Source organism: Methylorubrum aminovorans (assembly GCF_022179725.1).
GTDB lineage: Bacteria > Pseudomonadota > Alphaproteobacteria > Rhizobiales > Beijerinckiaceae > Methylobacterium > Methylobacterium aminovorans.
This window is the reverse complement of record NZ_BPRC01000021.1, coordinates 47178-71802: the sequence shown is the minus strand read 5'-3', so window position 1 is coordinate 71802 and position 24625 is coordinate 47178. Positions and strand designations below refer to the sequence as shown.

The window sequence follows — 24625 nt, the reverse complement described above, 5'->3', positions numbered from 1 at the left end:
GGCCGTGAGATCAAGCTCGTCTACGAACAGGTCGACGACGCGCACCGGATTGTCTTCGGACACATAGTCGTCCAACCGGTTCGGCAACAGCGTCACTTGGTGGCGATCCGCACCACAGATGAACCGCGCCATACACGCCTCCGCTGTCCCGCAGAGACTATCATAACCGCTACGTTTTCACACAGCCTCCACCCATTGCAGACCCTGGGAAGGTCCGGTTTCAGGCTGTTAGGGCAGCAGCGGCGTCGGCTGGAAGATTTCAGGACCTGATGATGACGGACCAATCGACAGCCGACACGGCGGAGAAGCGTAGGGCCTTTCGCAACCTCCACGAGAGCGGCTTCTTTCTCCTGCCCAATGCCTGGGTGTGATGGAGAGGCAGCTGTCTGACCGGCGTGATCCCCGAAACGATGCGCTCCGGCTCAGGCTCGCGATCGGCGGGTTGCTTCTATGCGTCTTGATCTATGGCTGCTGGCAGGCTGCAGGATGGTTTGCGGACACGTTCCCGAAGGACTTCCGGTAAGCGTCGTCTCCTCTTGTTCGTCTTCAGCATGTGCTTGGTCGCGTTCGTGACCAGCCGGACATTCGTCTCCAACTGCTATTGATCGGGGCTACCACATACGAGCGGCGATCTCGCGTTCCTCGGCTCCACCGCTCGGGTTTACGTTCCGCATTGGCATGCGACTACCGGCAGTCTTTACAGCGACAGGTAAGGCACAACTCGAAACCGTTCCAACCCAGCGTCTTGAGAATATGTTCTCTAATTACTGGCCCAAGCCGTTGACGCGTTCGAGCGTCAAGAGTCTTGAGGCACTAAAAGGCGAGCTGGAAGCAATCAGGCGGCGGGGGTACTCAATCGATGATGGGCAAATTCGTGAAGGAATGATTTGCATAGGCGCGGCAATTAGGGACTTCTCAGGCCGCTCTATCGGCGGCGTTGCGATCAGTCTGATCGAAAGTGAAGCTTTGCCGGATGTATTGGACCGCGTGGGGGTTGAATTGCGACAGACAGCCGATGCTCTGTCCAAGCGGCTCGGAGCTTGAAAGGTAAGCTCTGTCTCACGTCAATCAGCCTGCCCTCAACCGGACCCGCCGAACTTCTGGTAAGGGTCGACACCGGACGGTCAGCCCGTTGGCGCTAAATGTCTGCTACCGGACGTCGGGCACACTTCCGCTTCTAGCGCACAGCCGAACAGGCGGCACGCGAACTCCTGACCCCAAGCGGGCATTCGAGGTGCTGCCGCTAAAGGTCCGGATGGGGGCGGCAACCAGACCTTGGCGCTTCGTCCGGCAGCAGACGTTCCGTTTCCGATGTCGCTATGATGCACGAGCTCGCCGCCCTGGAGCGGTCGGCGTTCGTGCAGGGCCTGTTTCCAGCGCGTCGAGCACGAAGGCGGCGTGAGCCGTGCGGGAGACCCGCCAGCCGACGATGCGCCGGGCATAGGCGTCGATCACGAAGGCCACGTAGACAAAGCCGGCCCAGGTCGCGACGTAGGTGAAGTCGCGGACCCACAAGGCGTTGGGACGCGGCGCCTTGAACTGGCGGTTCACCCGGTCGAGCGGGCAGGCCGGGTCCAGGACGGTGCTGCGAACCTTCTTGCCCCGCACGATGCCCTGCAGCCCCATGACCTGCATCAGCCGGGCGACCGTGCAACGGGCCACCGCGATCCCTTCTCGACCGAGTTGCCGCCAGACCTTCCGCACCCCGTAGACGTGGAAGTTCTCCTCGAACACGCGCCGGGTCTCGACCCTGAACGCCGCGTCCGAGCGAGCCCGAGCCGGCAGCTTGCCGGGATCGGGCCGCCGCGCGGCATGGGCATGATAGGTTGTGGCGGGCTGCTCGCCCGCCACCCCCTGCTCAGGGAAGCAGCACGCCGTTTACGACGTGGATCACGCCGTTCGACTGCATCACGTTGGCCACGGTGACAGTGGCGGTGCTGCCCTTGGCGTCGGTCACGTAGACCTTCTTGCCCTCGACCTCGACCGAGAGCGGGGCACCGTTGACGGTCTTGAGGATCGCGCGGCCGCCGCCCTGCTTGACCAGCGCCATCAGATCCTTGGCCGTGAAGGTGCCCGGCACGACGTGGTAGGTCAGGATGCCGGTGAGCTGTGCCTTGTTCTGCGGCTGCACCAGGGTCTCGACTGTGCCCGGCGGCAGCTTGGCAAAGGCGGTGTTGGTCGGAGCAAAAACGGTAAACGGACCGGGGCCGGAGAGCGTGTCGACAAGGCCTGCGGCCTTCACGGCGGCCACCAGCGTAGTGTGATCCTTCGAGTTGACCGCGTTCTCGACGATGGTCTTGCTCGCATACATCGGCGCGCCGCCGACCATCGGGTTCTTGGCGAGGGCCGGGGCAGCGGCACCGGTCGCGAGACCGAGGGTGAGGGCGAGACTGAGAAGGGTCTTGGACATGCTGTCTTCCTGAGAATGCACGCCGCACAAGGGCGTCACGCGCCTCTACGGAAGTCGAGGGCCACAAGGTTTCAGGCAGTGACGAAAAAATTTGTGGCCCGACACTAAGGTCGAGCGCCCGCGCCTGGTGGGCGCCCGGCGATCAGCGTCCGAAAGCGCGGCTGGCCTCATAGTGAGGATGTTCAGCTGCGGGCCATAAGGAGCGCACCCGGGTTCGGCAGAGACGAACGGGCCTGTCCCCCTGCCCTGCTGCCAACGGGCCTGTCGCTGCGCGGCCGCCAAGCTCGCTCATTCCCGGATGAGCTGTCCTGAGTAGATGACGGGTCCCGTCGCCTTCCCTCCAGGGGCACCGCCTGGTGGTTCAACCGTGACGGCGAACTTCGCGTGATCGACGCCCGTACGGAGAGAGGGTGGGATCGGCACGCTTGCGATCGCATCAGAGACGAGGCCAAGGGAGCGCGGGACCTCTCCGTCGTTGATGTACCAGAGTTCCAGGCTGCGGTCCGGCGGTGCCTCCGCGGCGAGGCTGCGCACCTGCACGACGCCCGACGCCAGATCGACGCGCACGATCAACGCTGGCAGGCCGCCGCCGCGGTCGACCACGGCAAGGTATTGCGGCGCATCGACTGTGGCCGGCCGCGGAACAGCGGCGATCCAGACGGCGAGACCGGCCGCAAGGGCCCCAGCCGCAGCCGTCGCCCAACGCCAGCGCCGGAGCCCGCGTTCGAGCCGGAGGATGCGCGCGCTGCCAGTCTCGTGGTTGGCCTTGGCGGCATCCAAGATCCGGTTCTCGATTGCGCTCCAGACCTTCGGGGCGGGCATCACTGCTGGCGCTGTCGAAGCAAGGGGCGCAAGCCGTTCTTCCCAGACAGCGACCGCGGCACGCAGCGATGCGTCCCGTTCCAACGCCTGAGAGAAGGCAGCCCGCTCTTCGGCGGATAAGGTACCGAGGACGTACTCACCCGCCGCCCCATCGGGGTCCTCGGTCCAGAAGGGCGAATGTGCGGAAGCGGTGCTCATGCTGCCTCCAAGCAGCCACGCAGGCTGTTGAGGCCGCGGCGCAACCAAGTCTTGATCGTGTTGACCGGACGGTCATATCGCGTGGCCAACTCTTCCCGTGACCAGCCTTCACAATACGCGAGCACCAGGCAGTCGCGCTGCGGCCTTTCCACGCTGTCGAGGCAATGGCTGAGAGCGTCGCGCCGGGTAAGTTCGGTCTCCCCGTCGCGGGTATCGACCAGTCGCTCAAGCCAACCCTCTTCCGGGAAAGTCAGGCGAGCAGCCCTCTCCTGCCGCACGAAATCGATTGCCCGGTGGCGCGCGATGGCAATCATCCAGGCGAGGGGTGCCCCGGCCCATGGATCGTAGCTGCCCGCCCGCTGCCAAACGCGCACGAACACCTCCTGCAGCGCGTCCTCGGCCGCACTCCGATCCGGCACGATACGAAGGATGATCCCGAGAAGTTTCGGAGCCGTGGTGTCGTAGAGCGTGCGCAGCGCCGCACGATCCCCACCAGCCACGGACCTAATCAACCGCGCGAGATCTGCTTCGGCCTGTGCGCCCTCGTCTGGCACTCTATTCCCCCCGGTCTGCACGGCGCTGCTCACGCGAAAAAGCGTCGCCGTAGGCTCGGTATAGCATGGATCTCCCAGCATACTTGTGAGCAGCCCGCGCGTACTGCGCTCCCACCAGGGAGTGAGGAGATGCTTGCCAGTCGGTTGGCGGCCTATTGCACCAGCTTCTCGAAAGGAGATGCTCTGCAGATGCTGGGGCCGCCGTTATCAAGTCTTTTTCTTATTATGTAGTGGACCTTCCAGGCAGTGGTGGCGAAAGTCTGGAAGGGATTACGAGGAGCCCATCACCCGAGCTGTACTACACGCCCGCCTGCTTCTTTGCCAAGCTCTGAGGACGGGCCGCGATTGGCAAGGAGACACAGCAAACGACAACAAGCCTCGCGATTTTGCACTTCGGATCAAGGTTCTGTCCGTGCCGATCTGATGATGCGTCTGAAGCGGTTCCGCGCTTCCGGGATTTTGGATCGTGCTCATGCCGATACGGCAGGGGCCCGCGAGCTGACCTCTCGGGATGTCCACGCCCAATCACCGCCGATGAACGCTCATCGGCGGTGATGCTGGTACCCTGGTCCGCGGGAGCCAGGTGAACTCCCGCCGGAGCTTGGCCGAGCTTTCTTCCTCGCCGGATGCGCACGCCACGTCCGCCATGTCAGACGACCGTCGAGATCGCGCCGGGCGGATGCGTCAGCAACGTCGCAAGCAGGCTCAGCCCATACCGCAGCGTCTCGGCGTCCGGGGCCGCGCCGAGGGAGACTCGGATGGCTTCGGGAGCGGGTCCGACAGCGAAGGCATCGCTCAGGATGACCGACAGCCCGAGCTGACGCGCATGCGCCCCGAACTCGCCGCGACGCCAGGGCTCGGGAAGCCGGAGCCAGAGGTGGTGGCCGCAGGAATGGGCTTGGAGGTCGAGGCCCTGCAGGGCCTCGCGGGCGACGGCCTGCCGGCGGCCGTTCTCCTGCCGAATGGCCGTGACGACCGCGTCGAGCTCGCCCTCGGCGATCCACTGCGAGGCGAGTGCGGCCGTGAGCGGGCAGGCCATCATGTTGATGGCCCGCAGCTCGGCGGCGAGCCGCACCGCCTCGTTCGTCCCGGGCACGGCGACGTAGGCGATGCGCAGGCCCGGGCTGACGCACTTGGACAGCGTCGCGATGTGCCAAGTGATGTCTGCCGCCAGGGAGGCGATGGGAGGTGGGGCGTCGGGCGGCAACGCGCCGTAGGCGTCGTCCTCGATGACCGCGACGCCGTGCGAACGCGCGACCTCGGCGATTCGCTCGCGGCGCGCCAGCGGCAGCGTCGCGGTCGTCGGGTTGTCGAGCGTCGGCACAAGGTACAAGGCCCGCGGCCGCTCGGCCTTGCAACTCTCCAGGAACGCGTCCGGGTCGAGCCCGTCGGCGTCGCAGGGCACCGGAACGAGGCGAATGCCGCGGCGCTCGGCGGCCATGCGAAGGCCCGGGTAGGTCAGGGCGGGGACGCAGAGCGGATCGCCCGGCCTGAGCATGGCGGCGAGCACGGCGGCGAGCACGACCTGGGCGCCACCCGCCACGAGGACGCGGTGCACCGGAAGCAGCCCGAGCCGGACGCCGAGCCAATGCGCCGCCGCAGTACGGTCGGCCATGTTCCCGGCGCTGTCCTGGTACTGCATCCGGTCGAAGAAGCCCGGCGAGCCGGCAAGCCGCGACAAGCCTGCCTCCATACGCTCGGCCAGACGCGCCGCGGCCGGCTGTGGCGGCATGTTCATGCTCAAGTCGACGCTTCCGGACGGGTCCGGTCTGCGCATCTCCGCGGGCGGCGGCGGGAGCCTGCGAACGAAGCTGCCCCTGCCGGCGGTGGCATCGATCAAGCCAGTCCGGCGCGCCTCGTTGAAGGCACGCGTGACCGTGGTGAGATCGACGTTGAGGTGCTTGGCCAGGGCGCGCTGCGGCGGCAGGCGCACGCCCGGCGGCAGCCGACCGGCACGGATGTCCTCGGCCAGCGCCTTGACGATGGCGAGGTACTTCGGGCCCGCGTCGCCAGCGATTGTCGGGTTCCAGGATTCCATCATTGACCCCTGTTCTAGCGCTAGTGTATGCATACATACATCGTGCAGGCGAGGCGAGACGCAGCTTTGTCTTCGAAGGCGCCTTAACAGCAGCCAAATTTCACCATGAATGTATGGATATCTAAGCCATACATTCGGGGCGCGCAAGGTGCCCCTTCATGCCGCTGGACGGCGAGCCGTTCCGGAATGTGGACGATGCAAAGAACAACTGATCAATCGATGCTTTCCCTTGGGCTGCGCTGCCGCTGCCCACGCTGCGGCGAGGGGCACCTGTTTGACGGCTTCATCACACTGAAGCCACGCTGCGAGGCGTGCGGCCTTGATTATAGCTTCGCAGACCCGGCCGATGGACCCGCCTTCTTCATCATGATGACGATGGCCTTCCCGGTCACGGCCTTCGGTATTTGGCTGGAGCTCGCCTACGAACCGCCGCTGTGGATCCATGCGCTCGTAACGCTTCCGCTTCTCCTGCTGGCCTGCGTGCCGGTCATCCGGCCGCTGAAGGGGCTCTTCATCGCCAGTCAGTACATCAACAAGGCGGGAGAAGGACGCCTCGCGACCGCGCCAGCACCCAACACCGGTCCTACGACCGGGGACTGACCCCGCCACTCCGCCGCGCGGGCCCGGACGGATGCGCGTCTGCGGCATGGACTGTCCTGCCTGGATCCCACTGCCGACTTGATCAGACCTGACAAGGACCGGGACGATGCTGCCCTACTCCGATGTTTTCGAGGCCTCCCTCCGGAAGCTGCGCGAGGACGGCCGTTACCGGACGTTCATCGAGCTTGAGCGGAATGTCGGCACATTCCCGACCGCCATCTGGCGGCATCCGGACGGCAGTCGCCGGCCGGTCACGGTCTGGTGCAGCAACGATTACCTCGGAATGGGCCACAGCCCCGAGGTCATCAACGCCATGCATGCGGCCCTGGACCGCTACGGCGCCGGCGCAGGCGGCACCCGCAACATCTCCGGCACGGCCCACGAGCACGTCCTGCTGGAGCACGACTTGGCCGACCTGCACGGGAAGGAGGCCGCCCTCCTGTTCACCTCGGGCTACGTCTCGAACCTCGCGGCTCTGAGCGTGCTCGGCCAGGTCCTGCCGGACAGCGTGATCTTCTCGGACGCGGGCAACCACAATTCGATGATCGAGGGCATCCGCCGCTCCGGGACCGAGAAGGCGATCTTCCCACACAACGACGTCGCCGCGCTCGACAGGCTGCTCGCGCAGTTCGATCCTGAACGGCCCAAGATTGTCGCGTTCGAGAGCGTCTACAGCATGGACGGCGACGTGGCGCCCATCGCCGAGATCTGCGACGTCGCGGAGCGCCACGGGGCGCTGACCTACCTCGACGAGGTGCACGCGGTCGGGATGTACGGCCCGCACGGCGGCGGCATCGCGGAGCGCGAGGGGGTCGCCCATCGCATCACGCTGATCGAGGCGACGCTCGGCAAGGCCTTCGGCGCCATGGGCGGCTACGTCGCCGGTCCGTCCCCGGTGGTGGACGTCATCCGCAGCCACGCGGCCGGCTTCATTTTCACGACCTCGCTTTCCCCACACCTCGCAGCCGGCGCGCGGGCGGCGGTGCGGCACCTCAGGGACAGCCAGGCGGAGCGGGACGCGCAGCAGCGCAACACGGTGATCTTGATGGCCATGCTGCGCAAGGCCGGCCTGCCGGTCCTGCCGAGCCAGAGCCATATCCTGCCGGTGATGGTCGGCGACGCTCACCTCTGCCGGCGGATCAGCGAGGAGCTGCTGGAGCGCCACGGCATCTACGTCCAGCCGATCAACTATCCCACCGTGCCGCGCGGCGGCGAGCGGCTGAGGATCACCCCGACGCCGCTCCACACCGAGGAGCACATGCGGGCGCTCGTGGGGGCGCTCGTCGAGGTTCGCTCACGCCTGGGCTGGGGCGAGGTCTCGGTGGCCGCCTGACCGCGCGTCCCCTCAGCCTCATCGACATACGCAAGAGATGACCGACATGCTGGCGAACGTTGACGCCCTGCTGCTTGCAAGGTGGCAGTTCGGGTTCACAGTGGCCTTCCACATCGTGTTCCCGGCCTTCTCCATCGGCCTCGCCAGCTACCTGGCGGTGCTGGAGGGTCTCTGGTTGGCTACCGGACGGCAGGTGTTCATCGACCTGTTTCGGTACTGGATCAAGATCTTCGCCATCGCCTTCGCTATGGGCGTCGTGTCCGGACTGGTCATGTCCTACCAGTTCGGCACGAACTGGTCCGTCTATGCCGACAAAACGGGGCCGGTTCTCGGTCCGCTGATGGCCTACGAGGTGCTCTCGGCCTTCTTCCTGGAGGCCGGCTTCCTCGGCGTCATGCTCTTCGGCATGAGCAAGGTCGGCCCGCGCCTGCACTTCCTCGCCACCCTGATGGTGGCCATCGGAACCTTCTTCTCGGCTTTCTGGATCCTGTCCGTGAACTCCTGGATGCAGACGCCGCAGGGTCACACGGTCAACGCGGCCGGCCAGTTCGTGCCGGCCGATTGGTGGGCCATCGTCTTCAATCCGTCCTTCCCCTATCGCCTCGTCCACATGGTCCTGGCCGCTTACCTGACCACCGCGCTCGTCGTTGGCGCGGTCGGCGCCTGGCACCTGCTCCGGGACCGCGCGAACGAAGGCGCGCGGATGATGTTCTCGATGGCGATGTGGATGCTCGCCGTCGTCGCGCCGATCCAGATCCTCGCGGGCGACGCCCACGGCCTGAACACGCTTGAGCACCAGCCGACGAAGGTCATGGCCATGGAAGGCCACTTTCAGAGCCATCCGGACGGCGCCCCGCTCATCCTGTTCGGCCTGCCCGACCAAGCGGCCGGCACGGTCCGCTACGCGGTCGAGGTGCCGAAGCTGTCCTCGCTGATCCTGAAGCACGGCCTGAACGAGCCGCTGAAGGGCCTCGACACCGTGCCGCGGGAGAACTGGCCGCCGGTTCCCGTGGTATTCTGGTCCTTCCGGGTGATGGTCAGCTTGGGGCTGCTGATGCTGCTGCTCGGCGCCGCCAGTCTGCTCGCCCGCTACAAGGGCAAGCTTTACGAGTGGGCGAAGTTGCACCGCTTCGCGCTCGCCATGGGACCGGCCGGCTTCGTCGCCGTCGTCGCCGGCTGGATCACCACCGAGGTGGGGCGCCAGCCCTTCACGGTCTACGGCCTCCTGCGCACGGCGGAATCGGCCTCGCCGCTCCACGCGCCCGCCGTCGCCGCATCGCTCATCGCCTTCGTGCTGGTCTACTTCGCCGTGTTCGGGATGGGCATCCTCTACATCCTGCACCTGATGGCGAAGTCGCCGCACCGGGGCGAACACGGGATCGAGCCCGGCGCGCCGATCCGCACCGCCGGCATCACGCCCGCGCCGTCGGTCACCCTCGACCGCACCCTCAACCCGGCCGAATAAGGTGCCCGTCATGCTCGCCAACATCGACCTGACGGTGGTCTGGGCGCTCATCATCGCCTTCGCGGTCTTCGCCTACATCGTGATGGACGGCTTCGACCTCGGCATCGGCATCCTGTTCCCCGCCTTCCAACCGGGGTACGAGCGCGACACGGCGATGAACTCCATCGCGCCGGTCTGGGACGGCAACGAGACGTGGCTGGTGCTCGGCGGCGGCGGCCTGTTCGCGGTCTTCCCGCTGGCCTACGCGGTCATCATGCCGGCGCTCTACGCGCCGATCATCGCGATGCTGCTCGGGCTGATCTTCCGCGGCGTCGCCTTCGAGTTCCGCTGGCGCGACCCGCGCCACCGGGCGCTCTGGGACGTCGCCTTCACCGGGGGCTCCGTCGTGGCGGCGCTTGCCCAGGGCATCACGCTGGGCGCCCTCCTGCAGGGCATCAAGGTGGAGGGCCGCGCCTATGCGGGCGGCTGGTGGGACTGGCTCACGCCGTTCAGCCTGCTCGTCGGTCTCGGCATCGTCTGCGGCTACGCCCTGCTCGGCGCCACCTGGCTGGTGATGCGGACGGAGGGAAGCCTGCAGGAGCGGTCGCGCGCCTTCTCGCTCTGGATCGGCGCGGCCACGGTCGCGGTGATCGCCGCCGTCAGCGCGGCGACGCCCTTCCTGGAGGGCAAATATTGGGAGCGCTGGTTCGCGATGCCAAGCGTGCTCCTCACCGCCCAGGTTCCGCTCCTCGTCGCAGTGGCGTCGTTCCTGTTCTTCCGCTCACTGCGCGGCGGAGCGGAGAGAACGCCGTTCCTGCTGGCGCTCGGCCTGTTCCTTCTGTCCTTCGTCGGTCTGGGGATCAGCATCTTCCCCGACGTCGTGCCGGGCCGGATCACGATCTGGGAGGCGGCGGCACCGCATTCGAGCCAGGTCTTCCTGCTCGTGGGCGCGTCGGTCCTGATCCCGGTCATCCTGGCCTACACGGCCTACTCGTACTGGGTCTTCCGCGGGAAGGTCGACGCAACGGGGTATCACTGATGGGCATTACCTCCGCTCCCCGACACCCCACACCCCTACCCCTGTGGCGCCGCCTCGTCTGGTTCGCCTCGCTGTGGGCCGGCAGCGTCCTCTCGCTCGGGATCGTCGCCGGCATCCTGAGGACTTGGCTCAAGGCGGGCTGACGCACCGTCCTTCGATCCCAGCTGGTCCCTCATCCTGGAGTTGGACTTCCCATGTCGAAGGCCGTTGTTACGGCCGCCGTGGTGCGGGCCGGATCGATTCCGTTCGACACCACTCGGACGGTGAAAAGCTCGGGGGCCTCGCCAGCGACGCCTCCGCGCGGGGGGCCGACCTAGCGGTATTCCCCGAGGCGTTCGTCAACGGTTACCCGAAGGGGCTCGACTTCGGCGCGACGATCAGCTCTCGCATGCCGGCCGGCCGAGACGACTTCCGTCGCTATCACGCGAGCGCCATCGACGTGCCGGGGCCGACGACCGAGGCCATCGCCGCCGTCGCCCGCGCCGGCAACCCACGACTGGCCACGACGTCATGTCCCAGCGTCGCATTGCGGGTGGATCCCGGGTTCCGCTGCGCGGCCCCAGGATGACGGAGAGGCGGGACCGAGCGGATCAACCGGAAACCGTATCAGATATAGGTCGAGGCGAGTGCCGGCGAGCCTTCAAGGGCGTGGGCGAGCACTTCCAGGCCGTGCGTGATCTGCTGCCGGGTCGAGGGTCCGCCGAGGCAGAGGCGCACGGCTTCCGGCGGAGTACCCGCCACGCAGAAGGGGTCGCTGCCGACGACGCCGAGCCCAGCCGACCGGCCCTGGCTGGCGAAGGCCGAGCGCGTCCAGCCCTCCGGCAGCGTGATCCAGACGTGGAAGGCGTGCGGATCGGCGGTGTAGGTCGCGGCCGGAAGCAGCGAGGCAAGGATGCGCTGGCGCGCGGCCGACTCCTCGCGGACGAACTGGACGATGGCATCCGCCGTGCCGTCCATGATCCAGCGCGTCGTCAGGGCTGTCGAGATCGGCGAGGCCATGACGGTCGCGGCCCGCAGCGCACCCGCGAGCGGCAGGGCGGACCGGGCGCTCGGGGCGACGAGGAAGGCAAGGCGAAGCCCGGCGCCCAGGCACTTGGCCACCCCGGCCACGTAGTAGGTGATCTCGGGCGCGAGCTCGGCGAAACTCGGCGGCGGTGCCGGGCAGATGCGCGCGTAGGCGTCGTCCTCGATGATGGTGACGGCGTAGCGCCGCGCCGCCGCGACGATGGCCTCCCGCCGCGTACGAGACAGGGTCGCGGTGGTGGGGTTCTGCAACAGCGGGTTCAGGTAGATGGCCTTCGGCGCCACCTTGGTGCAGGCGGCCGCGAAGGCGTCGGGGTCAACCCCGTGGCGGTCCATGGGCAAGTCGATGAGGCGCAGTCCCAGATGCGCCGCGAGCGCACGGATGCCTGGATAGGTGATGCGCTCCGCGCAGATGGTGTCGCCCGGCCGGGCGATCTGCCCCAGCACGCTGAACAGGGCGCTGTGGGCACCAGGACAGATCAGCAGGCGCTCCCGCGTCGTGTCGACCCCGCGGCCCTTCAGCCAGCGCAGGGCCGCTTCCTTGTCCGCGTCGGTCCCCCCAAAGCCCTGGTAGCGCAGTAGGTTGGCGAGGTCGCCGGAGAGTTCCGCGAAGGAGGCCTGCATGCGCGCCCGCAGAGCCGGCATATCGGGCTCGGGGGGCAGGTTCATGGTGAAGTCGACCGACCCGACACGCGCCGCGCCCCCGCCCTCCCCCGGGCGGGCAGAGAGGGCCGGGTCGACCACGAAGGTGCCCTGGCCGACACGTCCCTCGATCAGGCCGCGCCGATGGGCCTCGACATAACCGCGGGACACCGTCGTAAAGTTCAGGTCGAGCGTCTCCGCCAGCGCCCGCTGGGTCGGTAGGCGCGTGCCGGGCGTCAGGCGCCCCGTGCGGATGTCGTCCGCCAGAGCCTCCGCGATCGCCCGGTAGTACGGCTTGCCCCAGCGCTTCAGGTCCGGCGTCCAGCCCCCGCCCATGACATCACGAGGGCTCGTCGTCCCGCCTCTCTTCGTCGCCTTCATCCGCTCTGCGCCTGCACCACTGATATGCGATCAATGTTCGATTGTATGGCTATATTGCCCCGCACTGCAACGACGCTGCAGGGTCTATATCTACATTATCCATACAATGCCAGCAATCTTCGTGCCCCGAAGGAGTATGGGATGGTCAGTAAATGCGCAGACGATGCTTATGTTATGAGCTTCGTCCGGAACGCTATGCGCGAGAGAGGTCGCTTCATTGATTGGTTTATTGTATGCATCGCACTCCGGCGCATTGAGTGGCTTATTGATCGCCGAGCTTCTGGCACATCGCTTGCCATGAAGGTCCTGTGACCGCTTGCAGCCCTGCCTGTCGCGGTCCCATCCCTTCAAGGAGAGAGCAATGCCTGCCGTGAACCGCGAACCCCACAAGAAGGGCGACTTCCTGGTCGACTACGAGGAGAAGGTATTCGAGGACGTGAAGGCCGAGCCGGGTCAGAAGGCACTGGTCACCTTCCACACCGTCGCGTTCGAAGGCTCCATCGGCCTCGTGAACCTGCTCCAGGCGACCCGCCTGCAGCGCAAGGGCTTCGACACCTCCATCCTGCTCTACGGCCCCGGCATCACGCTCGGCGTGCAGCGCGGCTTCCCGCGCCTCGGCGATGAAGCCTTCCCGGGCCACCTGAACTTCAACAACCAGCTCGAGAAGTTCATGGCCGAGGGTGGCAAGGTCTATGCCTGCCGCTTCTCGACCCAGGCGCTGTACGGTCACGGCGAGGCAGCCTTCATCGAGGGCATCCGCATGATCAACCCCCTCGACGTCCTCGACTGCATCCTCCTGCACAAGCGCGACAACGCGGTGATCATCGACACCTGGACCGTCTGAGCGGGCCTTCGGGTCCGTCGACCGGGACGTCGCATCCGGCGGCCGCACGCGAAGCGGCCGCCGTCACAGCCGGAGGATCATCCATGTCAGAGAACCGGATCGTGCGGGCCGCCGCCGTCCAGATCGCGCCGGACCTCGACCGGCCGGACGGCACCCTGGAGCGCGTGCTCACCGCCATCGACGAGGCTGCCGCCAAGGGCGCGCGCTTCATGGTCTTCCCCGAGACCTTCGTCCCCTACTACCCCTACTTCTCCTTCGTGCTGCCGCCGGCGATGCAGGGCGCGGAGCACCTGAAGCTCTACGAGCGGGCGCCGACCGTCCCGGGCCCGCTGACTCAGGCGGTCGCGGCTGCCGCGCGCCGCCACGGCGCGGTGGTGGTGCTCGGCGTGAACGAGCGCGACCACGGCTCGCTCTACAACACGCAGCTGATCTTCGACGCGGACGGGAGCCTGAAGCTCAAGCGCCGCAAGATCACCCCGACCTATCACGAGCGCATGATCTGGGGTCAGGGCGACGGCGCCGGTCTCGATGTGGTCGAGACCGCGGTCGGCCGCGTCGGGGCGCTGGCCTGCTGGGAGCACTACAACCCGCTCGCCCGCTACGCCCTGATGGCGCGTCACGAGGAAATCCACGCCGCGCAGTTTCCGGGCTCGCTGGTCGGCCAGATCTTCGCCGACCAGATGGAGGTGACGATCCGTCACCACGCTCTTGAGGCGGCCTGCTTCGTGGTCAACGCCACGGGCTGGCTCACCGACGAGCAGGTGGCGCAGGTCTGCCCGGACGAGCGCCTGCGCGGCGCCTGCCGGGGCGGCAACTGCACCGCCATCGTCTCGCCCGAGGGCAAGCACCTCGCGGATCCGCTGGGACCCGGCGAGGGCCTCCTGATCGCCGACATGGACCTCGCGCTCGTGACCAAACGCAAGCGCATGATGGACTCGGTCGGCCACTACGCGCGGCCCGAGCTCCTCAGCCTCCTTCACGACGACCGTCCGGCCTCGTTCGTGCACGGGCCGATCCGTTCCCAGACCGTTTCCCGGAGCCTCGACCATGAGCAGCAGCCCGCTTCCGACGAGCCTTCCCTCGTGCCCACCGGTCGCGGCGGGTCTGGTTGGGATGCCGACGGAGCGCCTGATCAACGCGTTGCAGTCCTACGGCGTTAGGCTCGCTGACAGCCGCGCCGGGGCGCCGAGCCGCCGCGGAGGGGCCGGCCCCTCCGACCACAAGGCGATGACCATCGCGGGCCGCACCGTGATGGTGCCGGTCCATACCGAGACCGCCTTCGACTCACCCTTCCTCGTGCGCCGCCCGGACGCGAATGGGGTGTCGGTGATCGAGCACGACGGCGTGGTGATCGGGCAGGCCACCTTCCCGGGCAAGCCCCGCTTCTACGCGCTCTCGACCCTTGATGGGGTGCCCTACTCGAAGATCGCTGTGCTGCACGGGCGGGACGTGCTGGCGACGACCGTGCTGCAGACCTGCATCCGCTACGCGAGCCGAGCCAAGACCTGCCAGTTCTGCTCCATCGGCCAATCGCTCGCCGCCGGCCGCACCGTCGCGCGCAAGACGCCGGAGCAGCTGGCCGAGGTCGCCCGCGCGGCGGTGCTGCTCGACGGCGTCAAGCACATGGTGATGACGACCGGTACGCCGAACGCCACCGACCGGGGCGCCGCCGTGTTGTGCGAGAGCGCGTTTGCCGTGAAGGCGGCGGTCGATCTGCCGATCCAGGCCCAGTGCGAACCGCCCGACGACGACCGCTGGTTCGAGCGGATGAGGGCCTCCGGCATCGACGCGCTCGGTATGCACCTGGAGGTCGTCACACCGGAGGTCCGTGCCCGGATCATGCCCGGCAAGGCGAGCGTGCCGCTGGAGCGCTACTACGAGGCCTTCGAGGCTGCGGTCCCGGTCTTCGGGCGGGGGCAGGTCTCGACCTACATCCTGGCCGGGCTCGGCGACACGCCGGAGGCCATCCTGGAGATGGCCGAGCGACTCATCGGGATGGGCGTCTATCCCTTCGTGGTGCCCTTCGTACCGATCTCGGGCACGCCGCTGGAGAGCCACCCGGCCCCCAGTCCTGACTTCATGCACGCCATCCTCAAGCCGCTGGCGGACAGACTGGCGCAAGCGAATCTGCGTTCCACCGACATCAAGGCCGGCTGCGGACGCTGCGGTGCCTGTTCGGCGCTCTCCACCTACGAGCGCTCGGGAGTGGCAGCATGATCCTCGAACCCGTGCCCCCCTTCCGACCGAGCCACTTCCGCGTGAAGTTTGCTACGAGCGCCTGGGAGCAACGCGCCTGCGCGGCGCTGCGCCGGCAGGTGTTTTGCACGGAGCAGGGCATCTTCGCGGAAGACGACCGCGACGCCATCGACGCGCATGCCATCCCGATCTGCGCCCTCTCGACTCTTGGAGCTGACGCCGACGCTGTCGTCGGTACCGTGCGCATCCACGAGGTGGCGGAGCGACCCGGTGAATGGTGGGGCTCGCGGCTTGCCGTCGCGAGCGCCTTCCGCGGCACGGCCGCGCTCGGGGCCGGGCTGATCCAGGTCGCGGTCTCCTCGGCCCATGCCCGCGGCTGCACCCGCTTCCTGGCCCACGTACAGGAACGCAACGTGCCGCTGTTCCAGGCCCTGCACTGGGCGAGCCTCGACGCCGTCGACCTGCACGGGCGCCCGCACCACCTGATGCAGGCGGATCTGTCCGCCTACCCGCCGATGCACGACCCCGAGCACGGGCTCGTCACCGTCCGCAGGGCCGCGTGATGACGGCCCCGCTCGATATCCAGGCCCTGGCCCGTCAAGTCCGGGACACGCGCGGCCTCGGCCATAAGCGCGACATCGACGCGGTGGTGGCACGGCTGGGGCTGGGCAGCCGGCATGCCGCGGTACCGGTCGGCGACGACTGCGCCGCCATTCCCGACGGCGACGGACACCTGCTCCTGGCCATCGAGGGCTTCCTCGACAGCTTCGTCGCCGCCGACCCGTACTTCGCCGGCTATTGCGGCATCATGGTCAACCTGAGCGACGTGGCGGCCATGGGCGGACGTCCGCTCGCGGTGGTCGATGCCCTCTGGAGCCGGGATGCCGGGGCGGCGGACCCTATCCTGGCCGGCCTATCCGACGCGGCGACGCTCTACGGCGTGCCGGTGGTAGGCGGCCACACCAACACGCGCGCCGAAGCCGGCAACCTCGCGGTCGCCGTGCTCGGGCGGGCGGGCCCACGCCTGCTCACCAGCTTCGACGCAGCGCCGGGCGACGACCTGATCGCCGCCATCGACCTGCGCGGCCGGTTCCGCGATCCGCACCCTTACTGGGACGCCTCGACCGGCGCGCCGGGCGAGCGGCTGCGCGGCGACCTCGCGCTGCTGCCGGGGCTCGCCGAGGATGGGCTGGCCTGTGCGGCCAAGGACATCAGCATGGCGGGCGTCGTCGGCACGGCCCTGATGCTGCTCGAATGCTCGAACGTCGGCGGCGTCATCGACCTCGACGCGATTCCGAGGCCCGAGCACGTTTCCCTCGCGCGCTGGCTGCCCGCCTTCCCGAGCTTCGGATATCTCTTGAGCGTGCGCCCCGACCGCACGCCGGCCGTGCTCGCGCGCTTCGCGGAGCGCGGCATCGCGAGCGCCCCGATCGGGCGCCTCGACGCGAGCCGTGCTGCCCGGGTGCGTGGCGCCACGGGCGAGGAGGCTGTGGTCTGGGACTTCGCGGCCAGCCCGCTGATCGGCTGCGGCCGGGATGGCATGGGGGCCACCACATGATGCCCCTGCGCATCGCGATCCTGACCCACTCCACCAACCCACGCGGCGGCGTCGCCCATTGCCTCGCACTGGCCGAGGCTCTCTGTGCCCTCGGCCATGAGGCGGTGGTCCACGCGCCGGACCCGGCCGGCCGCGGCTTCTTCCGGGATGCGGCCTGCCCGACCGTATCGGTGAGCGCCAAGCCGGTCGCTGGCTCGACCACCGACCTCGTGCGGACCCGCATCAACGACTACCTGCGCCACTTCTCGACGCCGGCCGCGTGCGACTTCGATGTCTTCCATGCCCATGACGGCATCGGCGGCAACGCGCTCGCGACCCTGAAGCACCGGCGCCTGATCCCGGGCTTCGTGCGCACGGTCCATCACGTCGACAGCTTCGCCGACCCCATGCTCGCGGAGTGGCAGGACCGCTCGATCCGCGAGGCCACGCGTCTGCTCTGCGTCAGCCGCACCTGGGCCGACCGGATCAGGGACGATTTCGGTGCCGAGGCCGACGTCGTCGGGAACGGGGTGGACCTCTCGGCCTATCGTAGCGAGCCGTCCGAGGCGGACGTGGCCGTGCGGGAGCGCTGGGGACTCGGCCAGGGGCCGGTGATCCTCAGCGTCGGCGGATTCGAGGAGCGCAAGAACACGCTGGGCATCATTGAGGCCTTCGCCCGTCTGCGTGCGCGCCATCGCCGAGCGCAGCTCGTTGTCGCCGGCGGCGTCTCGCTCCTCGACCACGCCGCCTATCGTGCCCGGTGCCGCGCCGCCCTGGTGGCCGCGGGCCTGACGATCGGCCGGGGCGCGGCCGTCATCGAGACGGGCCCCGTCCCGCAGGCCGACATGCCGGCCCTCTACCGGGTGGCCGACGCGCTGGCCTTCCCTTCTTGGAGGGAGGGCTTCGGGCTCTGCGTACTGGAGGCGATGGCGTGCGGCACGCCCGCCATCGTGTCCCTGCAGCCGCCCTTCAGCGAGTACCTGGCGACGACCGACGCCCTCTTCGTCGATCCCGCCGATTCCGAAGCCATCGCCGCCGCCATGGCGCAGGCCCTGGCGTCGGATACCAAAGCGCAACTGCGGGCCGCCGGAAAAGCCCGGTCGGCAGTCCACTCCTGGCGCGCCTGCGCGGAGCGCCACCTCGACACCTACGCGGCCTGCGCCCGCACCCGACAGGAGCCGATCCATGCCTGAGATGCGCTTCCACATCCGCTGGCCCGATGGCCGCCGCGAGGCCTGCTACTCGCCCTCTCTCGTCGTGAAGGACTTCCTCACGCCGGGCGAGAGCTACGCCCTCGACGACTTCGTGGAGAAGTCTCGCACCGCCTTGAACATCGCGAGCGAGCGGGTGCGCGAGAAGTACGGCTTCGCGTGCTCGTCGGCCATGGACCAACTCGCCCGGATCGAGGTCGCCGCGAGGCGGCAGGCCCCCGACGGTCACGTCACCGTCGAGTCCTTCGAACCCTGAGCCGACGCCCTTTCCCTCACGGAGCCAGAGCCATGACCTCCACGACCCGTCATGTTCCCGTCGTCATCGTCGGCGGCGGCCAAGCTGGCCTCTCGGTCAGCTACCACCTCAAGCAGCGCGGCATCGAGCACCTCGTTTTCGAGAAGAACACGGCCGCCCACACGTGGTCGACGCAGCGCTGGGACACGTTCTGCCTCGTCACGCCGAACTGGCAGTGCGACCTGCCCGGCCACCGCTATGACGGTCCGGATCCGGACGGGTTCATGAAGAGGGACGAGATCGTCGCCTACCTGAAGGCTTTCGTCGCCAAGGTGAACCCGCCGATCCGCGAGGGCGTCGCGGTCACGCGCGTCGCGCGGCGCGAGGACGGCCTCTTCTCGGTGCAGACCTCGGAGGGCGACTACACCGCGAACGAGGTCGTCGTCGCCTCGGGCGGCTACCACACGCCGATCATCCCGCGCATGGCCGAGAAGCTGCCGGGCTCGGTCACGCAGATCCACTCGAACCAGTACCGCAACCCGGACCAGTTGCCCGAGGGCGAAGTGCTGGTGGTGGGCTCCGGTCAGTCCGGCGCCCAGATCGCCGAGGATCTGCACCTCGCCGGCCGCAAGGTGCACTTGGCGGTGGGCGACGCGCCCCGCTGCGCCCGCTTCTATCGCGGCCGCGACGTCGTCACGTGGCTCGCCGACATGGGCTACTACGAGATGACCGTCGACAATCATCCGCTGCGCGACGGCGTGCGCGACAACACCAACCACTACGTGACCGGCCGCGACGGCGGTCGCGACATCGACCTGCGCCGCTTCGCCGTCGAGGGCATGAAGCTCTACGGCCTGATGGAGGATTACCGGGACGGCGCCTTGCGCTTCCGCGACGACCTCAAGCACTCGCTCGATCAGGCCGACCGGACCTACAACGGCATCAACGCGGCCATCGACAAGTACATTGCCGAGACCGGCATCAAGGCCCCGGCGCAGGCGCACTACACGCCGGTCTGGGAGCCGGGAGAGCCGGTCACCAGCCTCGCTCTCGACGGCTCGGGTATCACCAGCGTCGTCTGGTGCATCGGCTTCACGCCGGATTTCCGCTGGCTCGACGCCTCGGTGTTCAACGGCGCGGGCAATCCGAAGCACAAGCGCGGCGTCACGAACGAGGACGGCGTCTACTTCATCGGCTTGCCCTGGCTGAACACCTGGGGTTCGGGCCGCTTCGGGGCGGTCGGTCGCGATGCCGAGCACATCGTGCAAGTGATTCAGAAGCGCCTCGGAGCCGAGCGGCCCGCCCTCAGGTTTGCGGTCTGACCCGAGAGCTCGGCGGGCTCTTGGTGCCACCCATGAGGGGCTGGGGGATACGCTTCGTAGGTCCCCGAGGCGGGCCGATCCGATCTGTCGACCAGGCACATCAGTGCCTGTGCCGTTCCTGCAATAAGACGACCCTCGAAGCACTTCTTGAGCATTGTCGAGTAGAATACAGAGTTTGCAGTATCCGCTTCATCGCGCCGCTCTCACGGCGCCGAAGGCCGCCGTGGTCGAGCCGGCTGCGCTAATGCGGAAGTATCGATGAGCATTCCCACGGCCCTGGCCTCCTCTTGGAGGTGACGCCGGGGGCGCGGACGAGATCGAAGTGACCTCCTTCCCAGAGATACCGCTTCGACAAGGGCCGGGTGGCCAAGTCTCGACAGCTACCGCCACCCGGTCCGCCCGTTTTCGAAGGAGAAGGCCGTTGGGTTTGCACATTGCGCTCGAAGGGGTCGGCACGCCTCTGACGGATGCCTGCCGCCATGTCCTGGGCATGCCGCATCTCTGCCCGAGCGGCCTTTCCGAGAATTGGCTCTGGAAGGAGCTGGGACATCGTCACTGGGGTTTGATCGCCAAGGCGTTCGGCAGGGCCGAGGCCGGGTTCGGGCCCGCGGGCGAGCCGCCCGTCTACGCAGCGTTCCGGAGCATCTCTCTGCAGGGCGGCGACCTCGGTGGCGTTCGCGAGAACGACGCGTTGGACGTGCGCTCGAAGGTCACGTACCTCTCTGAGACCCGGGTCGTCAGCCAGCACGCTGCGGCTTGCCGGGGCCGGCTGGTTGCGGATGTGGAGATGACCTCCGTGTTCGTGAGGCGTCAGGCTGAGGGCGTGAACCGTTCCATCGCCCGGGTGAGGATCGAGGGGCGAGGGCACGCCATGCCCGCTTTCGGGGGCATGCCCCTCCAGCCCTCCGGCACCGAGCACGTCTTTTCGGGGGCTGGCGCGGCGCCGGACGAGCGCGAGCTTGGAACCCTGGTCGTCGAGCCATGTCCCTACCTGGACTTCAACGGAGCCGGGCTTCTGTACTTCAGCAGCTTCGTCGCCGCCGTGGACCGGGCCGAGTGGCATTTCCTCGGCAAGCGCTCGGGTCTCGTCACCACTCGGGAGCGTCGAGCTCTGTTCCACGCGAACATCGAATTGGGTGACCGTCTCACGGTGCGTATGCTGGCTTTGGGTGACGATGCGCGTTGCTGCCATCGTGCGCTTCTGTCGACGGAGGATGGTAAACTACTGGCGGAATTAGCAACGCGCCGGACCATGGCACAGAAGAGATGCTAGCTTTTATGATAAAAATCTGATTTTATCTCAGTTGTATGTCGCGCATATAGTGTTAATCAGGATCGGAAAGTATTTAATGCATTAATGAATAAACTCGATGAACGGCGCATTGTTGCCTGGTTCTGCTGCTGTGTCGATAGTGGACCTTCGCGTCCGGTGATTCTCCGGCTGATTTCGGATCCGCTCGGGCTGACCGCTCCGTTGCGGTCCGCTCGGGAGGTCCACTGGTCTGGACGGCAAGGCGTTGTGCCCTGCCTCGCTTCAACGTCCGCCGCCGCGGGCAAACGATCCTGTTTCGCCGTATCATCCCCCACGATCTGCGCCCGCGATTCGATCCGCGCGTCGTGCATGTCACCGCACCAAGCTCAACGAGTCGGCTCCAGCCTTGTGACGGTTTCCCGCAAGGGGTAGCTCCCGCACGCCTGAATCTCCAGTCGGCGCGGCAACGTTCGGTGTCCTGCGAGAGAGGGCGTGTGGAGAGGAAGGCGCATGGATCAGCCGAAGCCCAGAGAAGGGGCCAGGATTGCTCGGGCAGGCGCGGGACGGCCGGGCTACGTGACGGTGAAGGGAGCCAGGGAGCACAATTTACGCGACGTCGACGTGGAACTGCCGCGTGACGCCCTCGTGGTGTTCACCGGCGTTTCCGGCTCCGGCAAGTCCTCGCTCGCCTTCGGCACGCTCTACGCAGAAGCCCAGCGGCGCTACTTCGAATCGGTCGCTCCTTATGCGCGGCGGATGATCGATCAGGTCGGCGTGCCCGATGTCGATGCCATCGAGGGTCTTCCCCCCGCCGTCGCCCTCCAGCAGCAGCGCGGTACGCCCAGCGCCCGCTCCTCGGTCGGCAGCGTCACCACCCTGTCGAGCCTCGTGCGGATGATGTACTCGCGCGCCGGCACCTACCCGCCGGGCCAGCCGATGCTCTACGCGGAGGACTTCTCGCCCAACACGCCCCAGGGTGCCTGCCCGTCTTGCGCCGGGCTTGGGCGGGTCTACCAAGCGACGGAAGCGTCGATGGTGCCCGACCCTTCGCTCACGATCCGCGAGCGCGCCGTCGCGGCGTGGCCGCAGGCCTGGGGCGGCCAAAACCTGCGGGACATCCTCGTCAGCCGTGGGGTCGACGTCGACACGCCCTGGAAAGATCTGCCGCGGGCGCTGCGGGACTGGATCCTGTTCACGGACGACCAGCCGCAGGAGCCGGTCTATGCCGGGCTCTCCCCGGAGCAGACGCGGCTCGCTCGCCAGCGTCGCCTGGAGCCGAGCTACATGGGCACATTCACGAGCGCCCGCCGTCATGTGCTCGGCACCTTCACCAACTCGCAGAGCGCCCTCATGCGCCGCCGTGCCGCGCGCTACCTCCTGAGCGAGGACTGCCCGACCTGCCAGGGCAAACGCCTGAAGCCCGAGGCGCTCTCCGTCACCTTCGCGGGGTTGGATATCGGTGAGCTGTCGCGCATGCCGCTCTCCGAACTCGCCGAGGCGATGGGGCCGGCGGCCGAGGACAGCCTGCCCGACGATCACCCTGCCACCGGCGACGCCCAAGAAACCCTCGACCGCGCAGCGGGCCAACGGGATCGCGCCCGGCGCGCGGCCTCCGGGGCCTCGGCCCATGCGGGCGCGCCGGACGTGCGCGTGACACCGAACCTCTCCATCGAAAAGCGCCTCGCTGCCCAGCGCCTCGCCGCCGACCTCATCGACCGGATCGCGACGCTCACGGAGCTGGGCCTCGGCTACCTGTCGCTGGATCGGGTCACCACGACCCTGTCGTCGGGCGAGTTGCAGCGCCTGCGCCTCGCCACCCAGCTCCGCTCACAGCTCTTCGGCGTGGCCTACGTGCTCGACGAGCCCACCGCCGGGCTGCACCCCGCCGACGGTGAGGCGATGCACGAGGCGCTCGCCGGGCTGCTCGCCTCGGGCAATTCGCTGTTCGTCGTCGAGCACGACATCGGCACGATGCGCCGGGCCGATTGGCTGGTCGATGTCGGTCCGGCGGCGGGCGAGCACGGGGGGACCGTGCTCTATAGTGGCCCGCCGGAGGGGCTGCGCGCGGTCGAGGCGTCGCGCACGCGCCTCCACCTGTTCGGGTTGGTCGAACCGCCGCGGCGTCCGCTGCGCGAGCCTTCGGGATGGCTGCGGCTGGAGAACATCGTCCGCAACAATCTGCGCGGCGTCTCGGCCTCGTTCCCGCTGGGATGTCTCACCGCCGTGACGGGCATTTCCGGCTCCGGCAAATCGAGTCTCGTCAGCCAAGCCCTGCTGGAACTCGTCGGCGACCGCCTCGGACGGCCGCTCGACACCGACGACGAGCCGGAGGATCCCCTCGACGACGCACCGGGCCCGACCGAAGGGCGCATCGTCGGCGGCATGGAAGGGGTCCGGCGTTTGGTCAAGGTCGATCAGAAGCCGATCGGGCGCACGCCCCGCTCGAATCTCGCGACCTATACCGGCCTGTTCGACGCCGTCCGCAAGCTGTTCGCCGCCACGCCCGAGGCGCGCCGGCGCCGCTACGATGCCGGCCGCTTCTCCTTCAACGTCGCCAAGGGCCGCTGCCCGGCCTGCGAGGGCGAGGGGTTCGTCAGTGTCGAACTCCTGTTCATGCCGAGTGTCTACGCCCCCTGCCCGACCTGCCACGGGTCCCGCTACGCGCCGGAGACGCTGGAGGTCACGTGGAACGGGCTGACCATCGCGGACGCGCTCGGGCTCACCGTCGAGCGCGCCTGTGACGCCTTCGCGGACGAGCCCTCCGTGCTGCGCCCGCTCTCCGTGCTGCGGGATCTCGGCCTGGGCTACCTGCGGCTGGGCCAGCCGGCGACCGAACTCTCCGGCGGCGAGGCCCAGCGCATCAAGCTCGCGACCGAGCTGCAGCGGGGCCAGCGCGGCGGTACGCTCTACGTCCTCGACGAGCCCACGACCGGGTTGCATCCGACCGACGTGGATCGCCTCATGCTCCAGCTCAACGGCTTGGTCGATGCGGGCAACACGGTTGTCCTAGTCGAGCACGACATGCGGGTGGTCGCAGCGGCCGATCACGTCATCGATGTCGGGCCCGGCGCCGGAAACCTGGGTGGCACTGTGGTGGCAGCTGGCCGTCCCGAGCTGGTGGCCGAGGCGCAGGCGAGCCGCACGGCACGGTATCTGCGGGAAGAGCTCGATGCCTACGAAGGCAGGGGCTCGCTACCGTAGCCTCTCTGATAATCATAAGCAGACACTGACAATGTCTGCTTATGGACAGAAGAATATCTGTATTATTGATTGCTAAACTTGTGGAACATGAAGTGCTCATTGTATTGTGCCAAATCTGGTTGACCCCCTCGGGATAGCCTTCGCCTATCATTCCGGGGCCGCGCAGTGGAACCCAGAATCCACCCGTGATGCGGCAGGCACGTGGTCCGTCGAGGCCAGTCGTGAATTTCGGGTTCGCCTGCGGCGCCCCGGAATGACGGAGACCAACGCCAGACCGAATTCTTCAACCGGAAGCGTATTATCGCATAGATAGTATAGCATGCGACAAGGAATTTGAAAGTTA

General features: G+C 67.7%; 22 protein-coding genes and 1 pseudogene. 17 read left to right on the top strand and 6 right to left on the bottom strand.

Annotated elements, in window-relative coordinates:
* Nucleotides 1-678: 678 nt before the first annotated feature.
* Nucleotides 679-1044 carry an IclR family transcriptional regulator domain-containing protein gene (locus MFF24_RS21525; RefSeq protein ID WP_283214534.1) on the top strand — a complete coding sequence of 122 codons (366 nt, stop codon included), beginning with the start codon at nt 679-681 and terminating at the stop codon, nt 1042-1044.
* 260 nt (nt 1045-1304) lie between these two features.
* Here the strand turns inward: MFF24_RS21525 and MFF24_RS21520 are convergent.
* From MFF24_RS21520 to MFF24_RS21500, 5 genes and pseudogenes are all read right to left on the bottom strand, one after another.
* Nucleotides 1305-1830, bottom strand: a pseudogene (locus tag MFF24_RS21520) (IS3 family transposase); the annotation flags it as partial.
* A gap of 28 nt (nt 1831-1858) precedes the next feature.
* Complete coding sequence (locus MFF24_RS21515; protein WP_238227424.1) at nt 1859-2410, bottom strand: fasciclin domain-containing protein; 552 nt, start codon at nt 2408-2410, stop codon at nt 1859-1861.
* Nucleotides 2411-2698: 288 nt separating this feature from the next.
* Nucleotides 2699-3430, bottom strand: coding sequence for an anti-sigma factor (locus tag MFF24_RS21510; protein WP_238227422.1), 732 nt, complete (start codon nt 3428-3430; stop codon nt 2699-2701).
* A complete protein-coding gene (locus MFF24_RS21505; RefSeq protein WP_373322733.1) occupies nt 3427-4017 on the bottom strand; it encodes a sigma-70 family RNA polymerase sigma factor in 591 nt (196 codons plus the stop codon). The genes MFF24_RS21510 and MFF24_RS21505 overlap by 4 nt, the downstream gene beginning before the upstream one ends.
* A gap of 616 nt (nt 4018-4633) precedes the next feature.
* A complete protein-coding gene (locus MFF24_RS21500) occupies nt 4634-6025 on the bottom strand; it encodes an aminotransferase-like domain-containing protein (protein WP_238227420.1) in 1392 nt (463 codons plus the stop codon).
* Nucleotides 6026-6217: 192 nt separating this feature from the next.
* Here MFF24_RS21500 and MFF24_RS21495 point away from each other — a divergent pair, with 192 nt between their 5' ends.
* From MFF24_RS21495 to MFF24_RS21470, 6 genes are all read left to right on the top strand, one after another.
* A complete protein-coding gene (locus MFF24_RS21495) occupies nt 6218-6622 on the top strand; it encodes a DUF983 domain-containing protein (RefSeq protein ID WP_003603376.1) in 405 nt (134 codons plus the stop codon).
* Between the two features lie 106 nt (nt 6623-6728).
* Entirely contained in the window at nt 6729-7955 is a 1227-nt protein-coding gene (hemA, locus tag MFF24_RS21490; protein WP_238227410.1) for a 5-aminolevulinate synthase, read from the top strand.
* 46 nt (nt 7956-8001) lie between these two features.
* Nucleotides 8002-9420, top strand: coding sequence for a cytochrome ubiquinol oxidase subunit I (locus tag MFF24_RS21485; protein WP_238227409.1), 1419 nt, complete (start codon nt 8002-8004; stop codon nt 9418-9420).
* Nucleotides 9421-9430: 10 nt separating this feature from the next.
* Nucleotides 9431-10438, top strand: coding sequence for a cytochrome d ubiquinol oxidase subunit II (cydB, locus tag MFF24_RS21480; protein WP_238227408.1), 1008 nt, complete (start codon nt 9431-9433; stop codon nt 10436-10438).
* Nucleotides 10438-10581 (top strand): DUF2474 domain-containing protein, encoded by a 144-nt coding sequence (locus tag MFF24_RS21475; protein WP_238227406.1) that lies wholly within the window; start codon nt 10438-10440, stop codon nt 10579-10581. The genes cydB and MFF24_RS21475 overlap by 1 nt, the downstream gene beginning before the upstream one ends.
* Nucleotides 10563-11006 carry a nitrilase-related carbon-nitrogen hydrolase gene (locus tag MFF24_RS21470; protein ID WP_238227397.1) on the top strand — a complete coding sequence of 148 codons (444 nt, stop codon included), beginning with the start codon at nt 10563-10565 and terminating at the stop codon, nt 11004-11006. Before MFF24_RS21475 ends, MFF24_RS21470 begins: the two co-directional genes overlap by 19 nt.
* Before the next feature lie 38 nt (nt 11007-11044).
* Here MFF24_RS21470 and MFF24_RS21465 read toward each other — a convergent pair whose 3' ends face one another.
* Nucleotides 11045-12439 (bottom strand): aminotransferase-like domain-containing protein, encoded by a 1395-nt coding sequence (locus MFF24_RS21465; protein WP_238227395.1) that lies wholly within the window; start codon nt 12437-12439, stop codon nt 11045-11047.
* Between the two features lie 406 nt (nt 12440-12845).
* Here MFF24_RS21465 and MFF24_RS21460 point away from each other — a divergent pair, with 406 nt between their 5' ends.
* From MFF24_RS21460 to MFF24_RS21415, 10 genes are all read left to right on the top strand, one after another.
* Nucleotides 12846-13328: an MSMEG_0572/Sll0783 family nitrogen starvation response protein gene (locus MFF24_RS21460; protein ID WP_012452016.1), complete on the top strand. Its 483-nt coding sequence runs from the start codon at nt 12846-12848 to the stop codon at nt 13326-13328.
* 83 nt (nt 13329-13411) lie between these two features.
* The gene (locus MFF24_RS21455) at nt 13412-14488 is read left to right on the top strand and encodes a Nit6803 family nitrilase (RefSeq protein ID WP_238227393.1); all 1077 of its coding nucleotides are present in this window, start codon (nt 13412-13414) and stop codon (nt 14486-14488) included.
* Entirely contained in the window at nt 14442-15545 is a 1104-nt protein-coding gene (locus MFF24_RS21450) for an MSMEG_0568 family radical SAM protein (protein WP_238227391.1), read from the top strand. Before MFF24_RS21455 ends, MFF24_RS21450 begins: the two co-directional genes overlap by 47 nt.
* Nucleotides 15542-16087 carry an MSMEG_0567/Sll0786 family nitrogen starvation N-acetyltransferase gene (locus MFF24_RS21445; RefSeq protein ID WP_133090231.1) on the top strand — a complete coding sequence of 182 codons (546 nt, stop codon included), beginning with the start codon at nt 15542-15544 and terminating at the stop codon, nt 16085-16087. Before MFF24_RS21450 ends, MFF24_RS21445 begins: the two co-directional genes overlap by 4 nt.
* A complete protein-coding gene (locus tag MFF24_RS21440; RefSeq protein ID WP_238227381.1) occupies nt 16087-17082 on the top strand; it encodes a sll0787 family AIR synthase-like protein in 996 nt (331 codons plus the stop codon). The genes MFF24_RS21445 and MFF24_RS21440 overlap by 1 nt, the downstream gene beginning before the upstream one ends.
* Nucleotides 17079-18254, top strand: a complete 1176-nt coding sequence (locus tag MFF24_RS21435) for an MSMEG_0565 family glycosyltransferase (protein WP_238227380.1) — start codon at nt 17079-17081, stop codon at nt 18252-18254. The genes MFF24_RS21440 and MFF24_RS21435 overlap by 4 nt, the downstream gene beginning before the upstream one ends.
* Complete coding sequence (locus tag MFF24_RS21430) at nt 18247-18528, top strand: MSMEG_0570 family nitrogen starvation response protein (protein WP_238227370.1); 282 nt, start codon at nt 18247-18249, stop codon at nt 18526-18528. The genes MFF24_RS21435 and MFF24_RS21430 overlap by 8 nt, the downstream gene beginning before the upstream one ends.
* A gap of 32 nt (nt 18529-18560) precedes the next feature.
* On the top strand, nt 18561-19829 hold the full coding sequence (locus tag MFF24_RS21425) for an MSMEG_0569 family flavin-dependent oxidoreductase (RefSeq protein ID WP_238227362.1): 1269 nt from the start codon (nt 18561-18563) through the stop codon (nt 19827-19829).
* 421 nt (nt 19830-20250) lie between these two features.
* Entirely contained in the window at nt 20251-21102 is an 852-nt protein-coding gene (locus MFF24_RS21420) for a Pnap_2097 family protein (protein WP_238227360.1), read from the top strand.
* Nucleotides 21103-21591: 489 nt separating this feature from the next.
* Complete coding sequence (locus tag MFF24_RS21415; protein ID WP_238227358.1) at nt 21592-24282, top strand: excinuclease ABC subunit UvrA; 2691 nt, start codon at nt 21592-21594, stop codon at nt 24280-24282.
* The last annotated feature ends 343 nt before the right edge of the window (nt 24283-24625 follow it).

Bases quoted from the DNA above. Each gene is read 5' to 3' on its own strand.
- MFF24_RS21525 (WP_283214534.1), top strand. From the start codon at position 679: ATGCGACTACCGGCAGTCTTTACAGCGACAGGTAAGGCACAACTCGAA.
- MFF24_RS21425 (WP_238227362.1), top strand. From the start codon at position 18,561: ATGACCTCCACGACCCGTCATGTTCCCGTCGTCATCGTCGGCGGCGGC.
- MFF24_RS21440 (WP_238227381.1), top strand. From the start codon at position 16,087: ATGACGGCCCCGCTCGATATCCAGGCCCTGGCCCGTCAAGTCCGGGAC.
- MFF24_RS21495 (WP_003603376.1), top strand. From the start codon at position 6,218: ATGCAAAGAACAACTGATCAATCGATGCTTTCCCTTGGGCTGCGCTGC.
- MFF24_RS21445 (WP_133090231.1), top strand. From the start codon at position 15,542: ATGATCCTCGAACCCGTGCCCCCCTTCCGACCGAGCCACTTCCGCGTG.
- MFF24_RS21515 (WP_238227424.1), bottom strand. From the start codon at position 2,410: ATGTCCAAGACCCTTCTCAGTCTCGCCCTCACCCTCGGTCTCGCGACC.
- MFF24_RS21455 (WP_238227393.1), top strand. From the start codon at position 13,412: ATGTCAGAGAACCGGATCGTGCGGGCCGCCGCCGTCCAGATCGCGCCG.
- MFF24_RS21430 (WP_238227370.1), top strand. From the start codon at position 18,247: ATGCCTGAGATGCGCTTCCACATCCGCTGGCCCGATGGCCGCCGCGAG.
- MFF24_RS21475 (WP_238227406.1), top strand. From the start codon at position 10,438: ATGGGCATTACCTCCGCTCCCCGACACCCCACACCCCTACCCCTGTGG.
- MFF24_RS21450 (WP_238227391.1), top strand. From the start codon at position 14,442: ATGCCGACGGAGCGCCTGATCAACGCGTTGCAGTCCTACGGCGTTAGG.
- MFF24_RS21465 (WP_238227395.1), bottom strand. From the start codon at position 12,439: ATGGGCGGGGGCTGGACGCCGGACCTGAAGCGCTGGGGCAAGCCGTAC.
- hemA (WP_238227410.1), top strand. From the start codon at position 6,729: ATGCTGCCCTACTCCGATGTTTTCGAGGCCTCCCTCCGGAAGCTGCGC.
- MFF24_RS21485 (WP_238227409.1), top strand. From the start codon at position 8,002: ATGCTGGCGAACGTTGACGCCCTGCTGCTTGCAAGGTGGCAGTTCGGG.
- cydB (WP_238227408.1), top strand. From the start codon at position 9,431: ATGCTCGCCAACATCGACCTGACGGTGGTCTGGGCGCTCATCATCGCC.
- MFF24_RS21500 (WP_238227420.1), bottom strand. From the start codon at position 6,025: ATGATGGAATCCTGGAACCCGACAATCGCTGGCGACGCGGGCCCGAAG.
- MFF24_RS21415 (WP_238227358.1), top strand. From the start codon at position 21,592: ATGGATCAGCCGAAGCCCAGAGAAGGGGCCAGGATTGCTCGGGCAGGC.
- MFF24_RS21510 (WP_238227422.1), bottom strand. From the start codon at position 3,430: ATGAGCACCGCTTCCGCACATTCGCCCTTCTGGACCGAGGACCCCGAT.
- MFF24_RS21435 (WP_238227380.1), top strand. From the start codon at position 17,079: ATGATGCCCCTGCGCATCGCGATCCTGACCCACTCCACCAACCCACGC.
- MFF24_RS21460 (WP_012452016.1), top strand. From the start codon at position 12,846: ATGCCTGCCGTGAACCGCGAACCCCACAAGAAGGGCGACTTCCTGGTC.